Origin of the sequence: Gilliamella sp. B2923, from assembly GCF_026536565.1 — a bacterium.
Taxonomy (GTDB): Bacteria; Pseudomonadota; Gammaproteobacteria; order Enterobacterales; family Orbaceae; genus Gilliamella.
On sequence record NZ_JAFNNZ010000001.1, the window covers coordinates 478,403 to 493,239 of the forward strand.

Here is a 14,837-nt window from a genome sequence, read left to right on the forward strand (position 1 = left end):
AACAGATCAATATAAGCAAAATTGTGACTAGAAACGGTATTTTTAATTTTTTAATTTTTTAATTTTATTAAATGAGTAAATCTTGATCAGCAGGGAACACCACTCCCGTTTGTTTTCTTATTTCGGTCAAAATTTTTGATGATAGTAATGAGTAGACTAAACCGTTATGATCTAATTTTCGTTGTCGGTAGAGTTTAGCGAATTCTTCCGCTTCATAATACATATCATTACTGTGTTGTTTTAGTGTGATTTCCTTTTTTTCACCTATTCTTGGTTGATAAATAATATTTTCACAACAGGAAAGGTTTTTAATAATGAGCGATCCCTTTTCACCTTGAATCTCACTCGGAAGGTAAGAGTTGCTCACTTTTGAATGCCAAATGATGACATCAAAATCGTCATAATTAAGTAAAACACTACCATGCGCATCGACGCCTGATTCGAGTTTTACCGCACTGGCACATATTCTATTTGGGCTTCCCCATAATCCAAGCCCAAAATTGAGTGGGTAAACACCAATATCCATTATGGAGCCATTTGAGAAGTTGGGGTTAAACGTATTTGGATTGTTGCCATTTAAATAACTGTCATAACGACTGGAGTATTGGCAATAATTCAATAGTGCTTTGCGAATTCTGCCTAATTTTGGCAGGTAATGCGCAATTAATTGATAATTGGGTAAATAAATGGTTTTGAGGGCTTCAAAAATCAGTTGTTGGTTTTGTTGCGCTATTTCAATTAAGAGCTCAGTTTGGGACAAGTTAGAGGTTAATGGTTTTTCACAAATTACATCTTTATTGTTTTCTAACATCAGTTTAGCTTGTTCAAAATGAAGCGAATTAGGGCTTGCAATATAAACGACATCGACATTTGAATATTGGGCAAGTTGAGTTAGTTGATCAAAAACCGTCTTTACTTGATATTTTTTTGCCAGTGCATCGGCTTTATGGATATCGCGGGAATAGATAGCGGTTAATTGGTATTGTTGAGTTTGTAATGCCGCATCGATAAATTTTTCAGTGATCCAATTGGTGCCAATCGTTGCTAATCTAATCATAGTTAATCTATCTATTCTTTTTAATCGTTTAAAATATCCGACTTTTTAGTGACTATTCACTTTAATTATTATCAGTTAAAGTGAATAGTCATCCTGATTTAACGCTAATTGGTTAAAAACAGTTTTAACGACGGGTTTGCCGTTTCATTATGGTAACCGTAGCCTAAGTCGGTAAGATGTTTATCGAAATCATGACTATTGGTTTGGTCAATTTCAAATGCAGCAAGAACTCGACCATAATCAGTGCCATGGCTGCGATAATGGAACATTGAAATATTCCAGTTGGTACCGAGTGTTTGTAAGAATTTTAGTAACGCACCTTGCGATTCGGGAAATTCAAAGCTGTAAACTTGTTCTGCAATTGGCTTACATGGTTTACCGCCAATCATATAACGAACATGTAACTTAGCCATTTCATCTTCGGTAAGATCAACCACTTGATAACCAGCAGCAGCTAACTCTTGCATAATTTCGTCTTTTTCATTGGTTTTTGAAATTTTCACACCAACGAAAACGCAGGCTAAATTATCATCATGGTAGCGATAGTTAAATTCGGTGACTGAGCGTCCGCCTAAAAGCTGGCAAAATTTCAAGAAACTGCCTTTTTGTTCCGGAATCGTCACTGCTAACAACACTTCACGTTTCTCGCCAAGTTCACAGCGTTCAGATACATAGCGTAAGCTGTGAAAATTCAAATTTGCTCCGGATAAAATATGAGCAAGATTTTCACCGCTAATATTGTGTTGCTCGATGTATTTTTTCATTCCGGCAAGCGCAACAGCGCCGGACGGTTCAGCTATCGCCCGCACATCATCAAACAAATCTTTTACCGCAGCGCAAATCTCATCACTATCAACAGTGACAATATCATCGATATATTGTTGGCAAAGTCTGAATGTTTCATCACCAATACGTTTTACCGCAACCCCTTCAGCAAACAGACCCACTCGATTTAAATCAACGGGTTTGCCAGCATCTAATGCGGCTTTTAAGCAAGCTGCATCGGCTGGTTCAACTGCGATCACTTTAATTGACGGCATAATTTGTTTGATTAATACAGCCACCCCAGCTGCCAGACCACCGCCACCGACTGGCACAAAAATGCGATCGAGTTTGGCATTTTGTTGTAACAGTTCCATAGCAATACTGCCTTGTCCGGCAATAACCAGTGGATGATCAAACGGGGGAATAAAAATGCGTTTTTGCTCTTTTGCTAATTCGAGTGCTTTTGCTTTTGCTTCATCAAAGTTAGCACCGTAAAGCAGTACATCGCCACCAAATCCTTTTACCGCGTCAACTTTGATATCAGCCGTCGTTAGTGGCATTACAATCAGTGATTTTATCCCTAATTTGTTGGCACAATAGGCAACGCCTTGAGCATGGTTACCTGCGGATGCCGCAATAACCCCGCATTGACGTTCTTCCGGGCTAAGGCTGGCAATCATGGCTTGTGCACCACGTATTTTAAAGCTATGCACGAGCTGTCTGTCTTCACGTTTAACGTAAATTTGATTGTTTAATCTCGATGATATTTTATCCATTTTTTCTAATGGTGTGACTTGAGCCACATCATAGACAGCGCTACAAAGTGTTGCTTTTAAGTAATCAGCGCCAGAAAGTTGAGTATTATGTTGTTTCACATTAACCACCTAATTTACTTTTATCTCGAACTGCCCCTTTATCTGCACTGGTTGCTAAACTGGCATAAGCTTTAAGTGCATAAGATACGTATCGGTCTCGTTGATGTGGTGTAAATGCTTTATCACCCCTTGCAAGTTCGGCAACACGGCGACGCTCAAGCTCATCTGCCGGGACATCTAACACTAATTTACGGTTTGGAATATCAATATCAATAATATCGCCATTGCGTACCAATCCGATAACCCCACCATTAGCCGCTTCGGGGGAAATATGTCCAATCGATAAGCCCGAAGAGCCACCGGAAAAGCGACCGTCGGTGATGAGAGCACAAGCTTTTCCTAATCCCATTGATTTTAGATAACTTGTAGGGTAGAGCATCTCTTGCATACCGGGTCCACCTTTAGGTCCTTCATAAATAATCACAACCACATCGCCGGCAACCACTTGTCCACCTAAGATTGCATCAACTGCGTCTTCTTGACTTTCAAACACTTTGGCGGGGCCTCTAAATACAAGATTTTCAGCTGCAACGCTAGCGGTTTTAACAATGGCGCCATCTTGTGCGACATTGCCATATAAAGTAGCAAGTCCGCCGTCTTGACTATAGGCATGAGCTTTGTCACGAATACAGCCATTTTCACGGTCATCATCAAGCGTATCCCAATAACAGTCTTGTGAAAATGCTTTGGTTGTGCGAATCCCTGCCGGGCCACTGCGGTACATTTTTTTAACTGATTCATCTGCCGTTTGAGTAATATCGTATTTTGCAAAAGTTTCTTGCAAGTTAAGACCCAGCACATTGTGTACATTGCGATTTAGTAGTCCTGCTTTGTCAAGTTCAGACATGATTGACACAACCCCACCAGCTCTATGCACATCTTCCATATGATATTTGGCAGTACTTGGTGCCACTTTACATAAATGAGGAACTTTGCGAGATAATCTGTCAATATCGGACATAGTAAAATCAATTTCGCCTTCTTGTGCCGTTGCTAGTAAATGCAATACGGTATTGGTTGAACCGCCCATTGCAATATCTAGTGACATGGCATTTTCATAAGCCGCTTTTGTGGCAATTGAACGAGGAAGATAAGATTCATCGTCATGTTCATAGTAGCGTTTAGTGATCTCAACTATTCGTTTAGCGGCATTTAAAAATAGCTGTTCACGTTGTTTATGGGTGGCAACTAATGAGCCATTACCCGGAAGTGAAAGCCCTAATGCTTCAGTCAAACAGTTCATCGAGTTTGCGGTAAACATTCCGGAGCACGAACCACAGGTTGGGCAAGCAGACTCTTCAATCGCCTCACTGTCAGCATCACTTACATTTGGATTAGCGCTTTGAATCATGGCATCGACAAGATCTAATTTGATAATTTGATCAGAAAGTTTGGTTTTACCCGCTTCCATTGGGCCGCCAGAAACAAACACGGTTGGGATATTTAATCGAAGTGATGCCATTAGCATACCGGGGGTGATTTTGTCACAATTGGAGATACAGATCATAGCGTCAGCACAATGTGCATTGACCATATATTCGACCGAATCAGCGATCAGTTCACGTGACGGTAGTGAGTAGAGCATACCACCATGCCCCATGGCAATGCCATCATCAACAGCGATAGTATTAAATTCTTTGGCAATCCCACCGGACTCTTGAATCTGTTTTGCAACTAACTGTCCAATATCTTTTAAATGAACATGTCCCGGTACAAATTGAGTAAACGAGTTAACCACTGCAATAATGGGTTTACCAAAGTCTTCATTTTTTACGCCCGTTGCACGCCATAAAGCGCGGGCTCCTGCCATATTCCGCCCTTCGACGGAGGTTGCTGAACGATATTTAGGCATTTCTTGCTCCCAAGTTTTTATTACGCAAGCGACCGATTTTTAACGGTACTTAATTTTGTATATTTAATCTAACTCTTTATGTCATCCGCTGACTTTACCAGCGGATTTTAAACAAGCACATCTTAATTAATTGGATCTAACCAACCGTATTTATCTTCAGTTTTGCCATTGAATAAACCAAAGAATGCTTGTTGGATCTGTTTAGTTATAGGACCACAACGACCAATACCTACTTGAATACGGTCAACACTGCGCACTGGGGTAATTTCAGCAGCAGTACCGGTCATAAATACTTCGTCAGCAAGATAGAGAGCTTCACGGGATAAGGTTTGTTCACGTACTTCAATACCTAAATCACGAGCAAGCGTTAACACCGCATCACGAGTAATACCCGGAAGTGCCGATGATGATAAAACTGGGGTAAATAAAACGCCGTCTTTAATAATAAAGAGATTTTCACCGGCACCTTCAGATAGGTGACCATGCACATCTAAAGCAATGCCTTCTTGAAAACCATTAGCACGTGCTTCAGAACCAATTAATAATGATGATAAATAGTTACCGCCTGCTTTTGCCGCTGCCGGGATTGTATTTGAGGCAACGCGATTCCATGATGAGACCATTGCATCGATACCTTGATCTAAAGCATCTTCGCCAAGATAAGCTCCCCACGGGAAGGCAGCAATCATCACATCGGTTTTATAACCGGCTGGCGGGTTGACGCCCATACCAACATCGCCGATAAACACCAATGGGCGGATATAAGCACTTTCCAGTTTGTTTTTCTTGATAGTTTGACGAGTCGCTTCCATGATCTCTTCAAGCGTGTAAGGGACAGGAAAACGGTAGATTTTGGCTGAATTTAATAGTCTTTGTGCATGCTCTTTGTGACGGAAAATAGCTGGTCCTTTATGCGTGTTATAACAACGAACACCTTCAAATACCGATGTACCATAATGTAAAGCGTGGGACATGACATGTATTTTCGCTTCCGCCCATGGAACCATTTCACCATTTAACCAAATAAACTCAGATTTTGCTGTAGAACCCATTTTGTTTTCCTCTTAAATTTTACTATATTAAGTCTATGTACTGCTTAATGTTTTATCTTTCAACGGTTAAGCATTATACAATACTTTCAATTACGTTTAACTATATAAAATTGTTAATAATGTTAATTTAACTACTTGTTTCAACGAAACAAATCACTAAAAATTGTTATTCAACCGCAATGACATCGGCTAATTTTGCAACTTGATTTTGTAAAGTTGAAAGTGAACGTTCGGTTGTTAATAGTAAAGATAGAATTAACTGCTCATTTTCAACTGTCTGCATCTGCATTTTTTCAATATGTCCACCTCGATGACGAACTACGCGTAAAATACGTTCAAGTGAGCCTAATTTATCATAAGCTTTTATGGTGACTTGATACTGTGTTTTTGTGTTCATCACTTACTCCTTAGCACTTTTTTCAAGCATATTTTCATTAGCAGCGCCCGGTGGAACTAACGGCCAAACGTTTTCCAGTTCATCAATGCAAACATGTAAAAGGTAAGCGCCCGGCGCATTAAACATGGTATCGAGCGCAGGCTCAATTTCAGATTTTTTACTGATCGTTTGACCGGGAATATCAAACGCTTTAGCCAGCATTAAAAAGTCCGGATTGTCTGAAAGATTCGTTTCACTGTATCTTTCATTAAAAAATAGCTCTTGCCATTGACGAACCATACCTAAGCGTTGATTATCAATTAGTACAATTTTAACGGGTAACTTTTTGCGTTTAATCGTGGTCAACTCTTGAACATTCATCATAAAAGATCCGTCGCCCGATATACAGATAACTAAGTCATCAGGTCTAGCCATTTGTGCGCCGACAGCTGCCGGCAAACCAAATCCCATTGTCCCAAGCCCACTTGACGTAATAAAGTTTTGCGGGTGAGTAAAACGCATGTGCTGTGCAGTCCACATTTGATGTTGTCCAACATCGGTGGTGATAATGGTGTTTTGCGGTTTACGTTCTGAAATCCTTTTTAATAATGCAGGCGCATAAATTGCCTCACCGGGATGATCATAGCGAGTAGGGTGTAATGTTTTTAATTCTTCAACTCTTTTATGCCAATTGGCTATTGATACGGTAACATCGAGTTGAGGTAAAACTTGTTTGATATCGCCTTGTAATCCTAAATGTGTTTGGCGTAATTTGTTTATTTCAGACTGGTCAATATCAACATGGATCACTTTAGCATGGCGAGCAAATTCATTTAATTTGCCTGTCACTCTGTCATCAAAGCGTACTCCCAACGCAATTAATAAATCGCACTCTTGTACCGCTAAATTAGCGGCTTTAGCTCCATGCATGCCGACCAACCCTAAATAGTAAGGATTAGTGAGATCAGCAACGCCAAGCCCTTTTAAGGTTGAGACACTCGGTATTTGTGTCAGTGACATAAAGTCTCTTAACTCGGTTATTGCGCCAGAAAGCCCCACGCCGCCACCAATATATAACATAGGTTTTTTGGCGTCGGTGATCATTTGTTTAGCAAGTTTTATCTCATCTTGAGAAATTGGGAATAATTGAGCATTATTAACAGAAGAATTTTTATTGGCAGGCGTTAAATAGTGTTGATAGTCAAGGTCGGCAAGCTGGATATCTTTCGGAACATCGATTAATATTGGTCCCGGCCTGCCTGAGTTGGCTAAAGTGAAAGCCTCCTGCAAAATATTGGGTAAATTTTGCGGATTATCGATTAAATAACTATGTTTAGTGCAGGCAAGCGATAAACCCAAAACATCAACTTCCTGAAAGGCGTCGGTGCCAATTAAATTTGTAGGAACTTGACCGGTTATTGCAATCACTGGGACAGAATCAATAAGTGCATCGGCAAGTCCGGTAATAATATTGGTCGCTCCGGGGCCCGATGTGGCAATACATACGCCAATTTTACCGGTAGAACGTGCATAACCAATTGCGGCCATTGCGGCACCTTGTTCGTGACGGCATAACACATGTTCAATACCGCCGTCATAAAGCGCATCATATAGCGGCATAATTTGCCCACCGGGATAACCAAAAACGGTGGTCACGCCTTTTTCTTTTAAGGTTTTTACTATCCACTGTGTTCCTAACATTTCTTCCTCACTTGTCATATTTTGCTCATCCATTGTTCATAAAAAAACCCCCGCTTTTAGGGGCGGGGGTTTTTGATTTAATGTATGAACATATTTTAATTCAAAAAACGCCCCCGCGCTGGAATAATGACCACGCTGACAATAATGTTGATGAGGACGATTTTGAGTGAAAATTTCATGATGTTAAATATTAATTTTTTGTCATTTTCTAAAATTATTTTTAAACAAAATACTCGATTTAAAAAAAAGTGCAACTGTTTTTTAACGCTTTTGTCATGTACCCACAAATGTTTGTCAAGAAGTTTCAGAAAATACCTACGTTTAAGTATAAAAATAACTATTTTTACTGTTTTTTTGGTAATTTGTCTAATATTGGTGTATAAATATTAATCAAAATAAGAAGCTGAGCAATAAGCTATTTTAAATTATTGCTTCTTAATGCTGGTAATAACATGAATAATAAATAACGAATAAGAGATATCAGTATGAAAAGTATTAAAATAATTTTCTTTTTGATGATCAATTTAGTTTTATTTAGTTGTGATAATGCTAAGCAATCTTCTGATAATAAAGCCAGTAATAATCCAAATGCCGCATTACAAGACTCGGTGATCGATCCGATAAAAAGTGCATTACCTATCGAGATTGATAGCCTTACAACACTGTTTGGTGTATATAAGGATAAAGATACCATTAATTATCAATATCGAGTCATCAATACACCCGAACAAGCTTTATTACTCACCACCACACTTAGTACAATTCGTATGGAATTACTTAAGGCATATTGTGAAAATAACAAGGATATGCAAGATTTGAAAACAGCCTTTCCGCAAGGTGCAAATTATCATTATTTTATTGATGATAAAGAAGTTGTGATTATCGAGCTAACACCGGCAGATTGTCAGCTAAATTAACGCACATATATTTATCATTTATAATCGCTAGTTTAGTTAAACTTTATTTGATAAACTAAATTGACTACATCGCGTAGCAACACCAATGGATCGACCATAATTATCCTAAGCATTACGGGATTAATTGTGAAAAGCCGTCTTTATTGTGGATTGAATTTCTACTTTATCTCTACCTATGATTTACAGCGTTTTATTAAACTTTAAAAATAGATGATCTTTAATTATTAATAAATATAATTACTTGAATTAATTAAATATTTTAAAGATATAAAATATGCTTAGCAATAGGATTTTGTGATTATTAATTGATTTCATTTAAGTTATATTGAATTTGTCAACAAATACAAGCCTAACTTAGGAGAAAATTATGACTGAACAAACCTATGACCCAACCAAAAAATATCATCATACTAAATTCCCAAAACAAAAACAGACACCGCCGGGATTACAATGTGAAATGAAACCAATCCCCGATTGTGGTGAAAAGAGCTATCATGGTCACGGTCGCTTAGCTGGACGTAAAATGCTTGTCACTGGGGGAGATTCAGGTATCGGACGCGCAGCCGCAATTGCTTATGCCAAAGAGGGTGCAGATGTGGCAATTAACTATTTGCCATATGAAGAAAAAGATGCGAAAGAGGTTGCTAAAGTTATTGAGTCTGTAGGACGTAAAGCAGTTTTAATTCCCGGTGATTTAAGTGATGAAGATTTTTGTAAAAAGCTGGTTAAGCAAGCACATACTAAACTGGGTGGTTTAGATAATTTAACTTTAGTTGCAGGTAAACAAACTGCGGTTGAAGATATTATGAAATTGACTACAGAACAAGTTAAGAAAACTTTTGAGATCAATGTCTTTTCATTATTTTGGGTCACTAAAGCGGCATTAGGCTATTTAAAACCAGGATCGACTATCATTACAACGTCATCTGTTCAAGCCTTCCAACCTAGTGCTAATTTATTAGATTATGCATCAACTAAATCAGCAATCATTGCTTTTACTCGAGGATTAGCTAAACAGTTAGGTAGTAAAGGTATTCGTGTCAATTGTGTGGCACCAGGTCCGGTTTGGACTCCATTACAAGTCTGTGGTGGTCAGCCAAGTGATGTTATCCCTGAATTTGGTATGCAAACGCCGTTAAAACGTGCAGGACAACCGGTTGAACTTGCTGGTGTTTATGTTCATTTAGCTTCTGAAGAATCTAGCTATACTACGGCTGAAACTTACGGTGTTACTGGTGGTATGCATACTAACTAATCATCATTTTAACAGCAAAATAACTTATGGTCATTTTGCTGTTATGTTGTGCTAGGAAGTTAACTTATTTCAATCGAGGGGCGATAGTGAGTCATATCATCATCGCCACAGTCAAAAATAAAAACAAGGGCAATAAAATGAAACTTTTTAAAGTAATCTCCTTAGCTGTATTGGGTCTTTTCTTAGTTAACTGTGATAATTCAAAATCAACTGTTAATGACCTTCAACAAAAAGCGGAACAAGCTGGTGCAGAAATTAGTGATAAAGCCAAAGATCTCTATCAACAAACCAAATCACAAACGCAAGATATTTTAGATAAAGTAAAAGAAGGTAATTATAATTTAGCGCAAGATTTAGCAATCAAAGGTATTAAGCAAGAATTACCACTGACGATCGATCAAAATACGGCATTAGTGGATGTATCAAAAGATGATAAAACAATTAATTATAAATATGCCGTTAATGGGATAGCTAAAGAAGCATTTGACTCAGATAGTAATCAAAAAATGGTATTTAATAAATTACTTGATGTCTATTGCAGTAAAGATGTTACGGTAAATGCGATAAAATTAGCATTCCCTAATGGCGCTAATCATAATTATTATATCAATGATGACAAAGTATTATCACTCAATGTTAAACCAAGTGATTGTGATAATAGATAGTTTCCAATATTTGATCGAAGAAAAAGGGCTGATAGTAGCCCTTTTTTTTATTTGCGAAACATCAACTATTATTCAAAGCCAACATTTTATTGCATGGCTGGTTTATATAAACTCATTAAGTTGATTTGAATAAACACTTTAAAGTATTGATCATTTTTAAGATGAGTTAATCGCTATTTTAATATTATTGGTTGATACCTTGTATAAGTGATTACAGATAGCGATATTCAATCTATACTTACCTACAGATGATACTAAGCGTACTTTTTGCGTACAATATTAATTGTGCTCAAATTAATCATTGTAAAATCATGTTATAAGATTAAAATTGCATTGAGCACCATTGGTTTTAATCAACAATAAGTTAATCGTTAATTTCAATTGTAAGGTAATGAAATGAAATATTTAAAATTAGCCATAATAATGGCTAGCAGTTTGGTCTTATTTAGTTGTGATAATTTTCAAAAAAAGAACGCTCAACAACAATTAGCCATTAAAATGATAAGAAAAGAACTGCCGATAAAATATGACGAACATACAACACTGACAGATGTAGACGCAATTGATGATATATTAGTTTATAGGTATGATTTTGAAGGATTAGATGAAGAAACGTTGAAATCAAAAGCGTTTCAAGATGATACCCGTGTAGAAACACTTGTAGAGTATTGTAAAGTTGACTCGGAATTGAATGCTTTTAAAGAAAATTTTCCAAACGGTCTAAGGTTCAGCTATTTTCTTAATAATAAAGAAGTATCATCTGTATCGATTAAACCCAGTGAATGCGATAAGTGATGACCCAAAAATTTGTTAGTTTATTTTTCTGGTAGCAAATTATTTGTTTATAAAAGGTTAGCCCTGTTAACACAGGGCAACAGTATTGTATTTGTATTAAATAATTAATCTAATTGTTTACCTTTGGTTTCGGGTATTAAAAACACAAATGCGGCAGCTGACAATAAGTAAGCGGCAGAAAGTAATGCCAGAGCATAACTAATAGAATATACCGTGGCAAAATAAGCAATAAGCACTTGCGAGACGCCGGCAATTCCACGTCCTACATTAAAGATAATATTTTCAGCGCTTGAACGGGCATCTGTTGGGTAATGTTCAGCGAGTAAAGCACCATATCCGCCCATCATACCATTAACAAAAAAGCCAATAATAGCACCGAAAATGATAAGTACCAGCATATCCGTTTGTTGAAAATAGAACCAGATAGATATCGCGGAAACGAGAAGAAATATAATATAGGAAGGACGCCGTCCGACTTTATCGCAAAGCCAACCAAAGATAATAATACCTAACGACATACCAATGGTGGTGGAAATAGTCCAAAACATCGTGTTTTTAAATGGTAATTGAAGTTCGGTGGCTATCATATTTGGCATCCAAACCATTAATCCATAAAAGCCAAAATTTTGTACGGCACACGCTATAGTTAATCCAATTGTGGTTGCGGTTGTTTTTGGGCTTTTAAAAAGCTTATGAATGGCAATTTTATTTTTATTTTGATCTTTCAAATTTTGCCAGATTTGCGGCTCTTTTAAGCCTTTACGTGTCCAAGCAACAAATAATGCGGGCAAAACACCAATGGCAAAAACCCAGCGCCAGCCATAGATTTCGCCGACAAAATTAACAGATAATGCGGCTAAAATAATACCTAGTTGAAAGCCTAAGGCAACAATTGCTGTTGCTCGTGAACGTTTCTTTTTAGGCCAGCTTTCTGAAACAAGTGTCATGCCGATACCAAATTCGCCACCAAGGCCTAGCCCACTTAAAAATCGGAAAACTAAAAAGCATTCATAATTAGGTGAAATTGCGCAAAGACCGGTAAAAAAGGAGAAGATTAAAATAGTCCAGGAAAATACTCTTACCCGTCCATATTTATCTGCAAGGACGCCAAATAAGATCCCACCAAGCACAGCCCCTAATAGGGTAACGGACGTCAATGTACCTAAATCGGTATTTGTCAAATTAAAGGTAGCACCAATTAGGCTAAAACAGACGCCTAATATCATCATATCCATGCCATCTAATGCGTAACCTACAGTTGATGCAAAAAGTGTTCTTTTTTGATAAGGCGTTGTTTCAATGCTTTCATTTTCAGCTTGCGTGACTATGTCTGCTTGAGTTTTCATGAGTACCTCTAATTATTAAAAGATAGATGCTAAATATCAGCATTTTGGTGATGTTCTATTCGTCTTTAGACGGAGGGTGTTGTTAAGCGAGGCAAGTATATACTCAAAACATTTAAAAATCCAAATTAAAAAGCGAAAATAATGATATTTATTCGACAATAAAGACTAAAAAGTACAATTATTATTAAAATCCAATTTAGAAAGACTCTTTTTGTTTTTTTACGTCAGTTTTTTAAGATAACGGAAAACAATATTTTCCGCCGATAGTCCATTCGGCGGAATTATGGTTTTATTCCTGATCTTGAAAATACCAGAATCCACAATTAACAAAATGAAGCATTACTTTAAGCGTTTCTTCATGGTGCAGTTGATCATAGCTCAGTGTTTCTGATTGACAAAGCAGATCAATTACTTCTATCGGTAGTGGGATTTTCTTGCCATGAATATAACCGGCATTTTCAATTTTAACTATCCGTATACTTGGTACTCGGTGTAGTTTTGCGCCTGATTTAAGTAACGCTTTAAACTCATCTAAGTCATAAGTTGGTTCAACCGGTAGAATGTTAAGCTCGTGCATTGGTATGGTAATATGTTTTCCAAACCAATCGTTAAATAGCTGTGGATTTTTGATTAAATCAATCATCTGATTTTGTAATTTTTCCAGCTCATAAGGCTGAACTCGATAAGGATCTTTTGGTAGTTTCAAATCAGGGTCTTGATAAAAAATTCCATTGGGTAAATTATCAATAACATAATCGGCAAAACCACTGAGTAATTCTTGCGATGTTTGCGTTCTAAATCCAACTGAATAGCTTAACGATTCTCCGATTGATACGCCATTATGTGGAAAACCTATCGGGATATATAAGATATCGCCAGCAGTAATTTCTTCATCAATAATAGGTTGATAGCTTTCTACATGCAATAGGGCTTTATGGGCGCTAAATTGTTTATAGTTTGGATTACGATCACCAACTTGCCAACGGCGACATCCCATACCTTGAATAATAAATACATCGTAGTTATCGATATGGGGACCCACACCAGCGCCTTGTGTTGCATAAGATATCATTAAATCTTCAAACTGCCATTGCGGTATACATTTAAAAGGTTCAACTAAGGTTGCTGCTTGTTCATGCCAATGATCGACTGCTTGCACCAATAAACTCCAATGATCTTCGCCTAAATTGCTAAAATCAATAAAAGGTCCAAATTTGGCGTCCCATTTACCGTCTTTATTGGTCACAATTCGGCTGTCAATTTCTTCTTCCATTGCCAAACCGGCCAACTCATCCGGTGTGATTGGATCAACAAAGTGGCTAAAAGCATCTCGTAAGATAACCGGCTTTTTTTGCCAATAGTTGGTTAAAAAATCATTCCAATCAATGTTTAACTTGTTACTCATTTAATGCCCCTTGTAAATTAAATAATTGACAAAAGTTATGCGTTGTTTGCTTTGCAATTTCTTGTAGAGAGACCCCTCTAAGTATTGCTAAATATTGTGCAACTTCCCGAACATAAGCAGGTTGGTTTTCTTTACCTCGATAGGGAACAGGTGCCAAATATGGTGAATCGGTTTCAATTAATAGGCGATCGAGTGGAACAAATTTGGCGACTTGACGAAGTGACTCTGCATTTTTAAACGTAATAATGCCGGAGAACGAAATGTAAAAGCCTAAGTCCAATAGTTGTTTTGCTGTTGGTATATCTTCAGTGAAACAATGTAGAACACCAGAATGGACATGCTCATCTTTCAATATTCTCAGTGTATCTTCTCGAGCGTTACGGGTATGGACAATAATTGGTTTACTGAGTTTTCTTCCAAGTTCGATATGCGCTTTGAAGTTGGCTTGCTGTAATTCGATGTTATCTTGTTGGTAGTAGTAATCCAATCCTGTCTCACCTAATGCCACCACATTGTCTTGTTGGGCTAAGGTTAAAAATCGGTTGGCATCATAGGGCTCATCATCTAAATTTAGAGGATGAATACCACAGGAAAAAGAGCATTGAGACCGATACGGCATCAATAAATTTTTCATCGATTCATAGCCAGAAAGTGTGGTCGCTACACTTAAGCAGTGTTTAACATCGTTGTCAGTAGCGTGTTGTAAAACATCTTCAATGGACTTGTTGCTCAAGTCCAAGCTGTCCAAATGACAGTGCGAATCTATTAAAAACATA

At 37.6% G+C, this 14,837-nt stretch carries 13 protein-coding genes; 4 read left to right on the plus strand and 9 right to left on the minus strand.

Features of this window, described 5'->3' with window-relative positions; genetic code table 11:
- Window positions 1-67 precede the first annotated feature (67 nt).
- From J3U42_RS02090 to ilvG, 6 genes are all read right to left on the minus strand, one after another.
- Entirely contained in the window at window positions 68-1,057 is a 990-nt protein-coding gene (locus tag J3U42_RS02090) for a Gfo/Idh/MocA family protein (protein WP_267335233.1), read from the minus strand.
- 104 nt (window positions 1,058-1,161) lie between these two features.
- The gene (ilvA, locus tag J3U42_RS02095) at window positions 1,162-2,697 is read right to left on the minus strand and encodes a threonine ammonia-lyase, biosynthetic (protein ID WP_267335235.1); all 1,536 of its coding nucleotides are present in this window, start codon (window positions 2,695-2,697) and stop codon (window positions 1,162-1,164) included.
- Window position 2,698: 1 nt separating this feature from the next.
- The gene (ilvD, locus tag J3U42_RS02100; protein WP_267335237.1) at window positions 2,699-4,549 is read right to left on the minus strand and encodes a dihydroxy-acid dehydratase; all 1,851 of its coding nucleotides are present in this window, start codon (window positions 4,547-4,549) and stop codon (window positions 2,699-2,701) included.
- A gap of 122 nt (window positions 4,550-4,671) precedes the next feature.
- Window positions 4,672-5,601: a branched-chain amino acid transaminase gene (locus J3U42_RS02105; protein ID WP_220217781.1), complete on the minus strand. Its 930-nt coding sequence runs from the start codon at window positions 5,599-5,601 to the stop codon at window positions 4,672-4,674.
- A 166-nt stretch (window positions 5,602-5,767) separates the two neighbouring features.
- A complete protein-coding gene (gene ilvM, locus J3U42_RS02110; protein ID WP_220217780.1) occupies window positions 5,768-5,998 on the minus strand; it encodes an acetolactate synthase 2 small subunit in 231 nt (76 codons plus the stop codon).
- Window positions 5,999-6,001: 3 nt separating this feature from the next.
- Entirely contained in the window at window positions 6,002-7,678 is a 1,677-nt protein-coding gene (ilvG, locus tag J3U42_RS02115) for an acetolactate synthase 2 catalytic subunit (RefSeq protein ID WP_267329850.1), read from the minus strand.
- 485 nt (window positions 7,679-8,163) lie between these two features.
- Here ilvG and J3U42_RS02120 point away from each other — a divergent pair, with 485 nt between their 5' ends.
- From J3U42_RS02120 to J3U42_RS02135, 4 genes are all read left to right on the plus strand, one after another.
- Window positions 8,164-8,595: a hypothetical protein gene (locus J3U42_RS02120; RefSeq protein ID WP_267335240.1), complete on the plus strand. Its 432-nt coding sequence runs from the start codon at window positions 8,164-8,166 to the stop codon at window positions 8,593-8,595.
- Window positions 8,596-8,962: 367 nt separating this feature from the next.
- Window positions 8,963-9,850 (plus strand): SDR family oxidoreductase, encoded by an 888-nt coding sequence (locus J3U42_RS02125; RefSeq protein ID WP_220217778.1) that lies wholly within the window; start codon window positions 8,963-8,965, stop codon window positions 9,848-9,850.
- A 137-nt stretch (window positions 9,851-9,987) separates the two neighbouring features.
- Window positions 9,988-10,515 carry a hypothetical protein gene (locus J3U42_RS02130; protein WP_267335242.1) on the plus strand — a complete coding sequence of 176 codons (528 nt, stop codon included), beginning with the start codon at window positions 9,988-9,990 and terminating at the stop codon, window positions 10,513-10,515.
- Window positions 10,516-10,911: 396 nt separating this feature from the next.
- A complete protein-coding gene (locus J3U42_RS02135) occupies window positions 10,912-11,310 on the plus strand; it encodes a hypothetical protein (RefSeq protein WP_267329807.1) in 399 nt (132 codons plus the stop codon).
- A gap of 104 nt (window positions 11,311-11,414) precedes the next feature.
- On the opposite strand, the gene J3U42_RS02140 is transcribed toward J3U42_RS02135, so the two are convergent.
- The 3 genes from J3U42_RS02140 to J3U42_RS02150 form a co-directional block, all read right to left on the minus strand.
- Window positions 11,415-12,656, minus strand: a complete 1,242-nt coding sequence (locus J3U42_RS02140; protein ID WP_267335244.1) for an MFS transporter — start codon at window positions 12,654-12,656, stop codon at window positions 11,415-11,417.
- Window positions 12,657-12,945: 289 nt separating this feature from the next.
- A complete protein-coding gene (locus J3U42_RS02145; RefSeq protein ID WP_220217774.1) occupies window positions 12,946-14,061 on the minus strand; it encodes a cupin domain-containing protein in 1,116 nt (371 codons plus the stop codon).
- Complete coding sequence (locus J3U42_RS02150) at window positions 14,054-14,836, minus strand: YchF/TatD family DNA exonuclease (protein ID WP_267329809.1); 783 nt, start codon at window positions 14,834-14,836, stop codon at window positions 14,054-14,056. Before J3U42_RS02150 ends, J3U42_RS02145 begins: the two co-directional genes overlap by 8 nt.
- Between the last annotated feature and the right edge of the window lies 1 nt (window position 14,837).

What these genes read in the sequence shown, in the direction of transcription:
- J3U42_RS02090 (WP_267335233.1), bottom strand. Translation starts at nt 1,057, where the DNA reads ATGATTAGATTAGCAACGATTGGCACCAATTGGATCACTGAAAAATTT.
- ilvD (WP_267335237.1), bottom strand. Translation starts at nt 4,549, where the DNA reads ATGCCTAAATATCGTTCAGCAACCTCCGTCGAAGGGCGGAATATGGCA.
- J3U42_RS02105 (WP_220217781.1), bottom strand. Translation starts at nt 5,601, where the DNA reads ATGGGTTCTACAGCAAAATCTGAGTTTATTTGGTTAAATGGTGAAATG.
- ilvM (WP_220217780.1), bottom strand. Translation starts at nt 5,998, where the DNA reads ATGAACACAAAAACACAGTATCAAGTCACCATAAAAGCTTATGATAAA.
- ilvG (WP_267329850.1), bottom strand. Translation starts at nt 7,678, where the DNA reads ATGTTAGGAACACAGTGGATAGTAAAAACCTTAAAAGAAAAAGGCGTG.
- J3U42_RS02120 (WP_267335240.1), top strand. Translation starts at nt 8,164, where the DNA reads ATGAAAAGTATTAAAATAATTTTCTTTTTGATGATCAATTTAGTTTTA.
- J3U42_RS02125 (WP_220217778.1), top strand. Translation starts at nt 8,963, where the DNA reads ATGACTGAACAAACCTATGACCCAACCAAAAAATATCATCATACTAAA.
- J3U42_RS02130 (WP_267335242.1), top strand. Translation starts at nt 9,988, where the DNA reads ATGAAACTTTTTAAAGTAATCTCCTTAGCTGTATTGGGTCTTTTCTTA.
- J3U42_RS02135 (WP_267329807.1), top strand. Translation starts at nt 10,912, where the DNA reads ATGAAATATTTAAAATTAGCCATAATAATGGCTAGCAGTTTGGTCTTA.
- J3U42_RS02140 (WP_267335244.1), bottom strand. Translation starts at nt 12,656, where the DNA reads ATGAAAACTCAAGCAGACATAGTCACGCAAGCTGAAAATGAAAGCATT.
- J3U42_RS02145 (WP_220217774.1), bottom strand. Translation starts at nt 14,061, where the DNA reads ATGAGTAACAAGTTAAACATTGATTGGAATGATTTTTTAACCAACTAT.
- J3U42_RS02150 (WP_267329809.1), bottom strand. Translation starts at nt 14,836, where the DNA reads ATGTTTTTAATAGATTCGCACTGTCATTTGGACAGCTTGGACTTGAGC.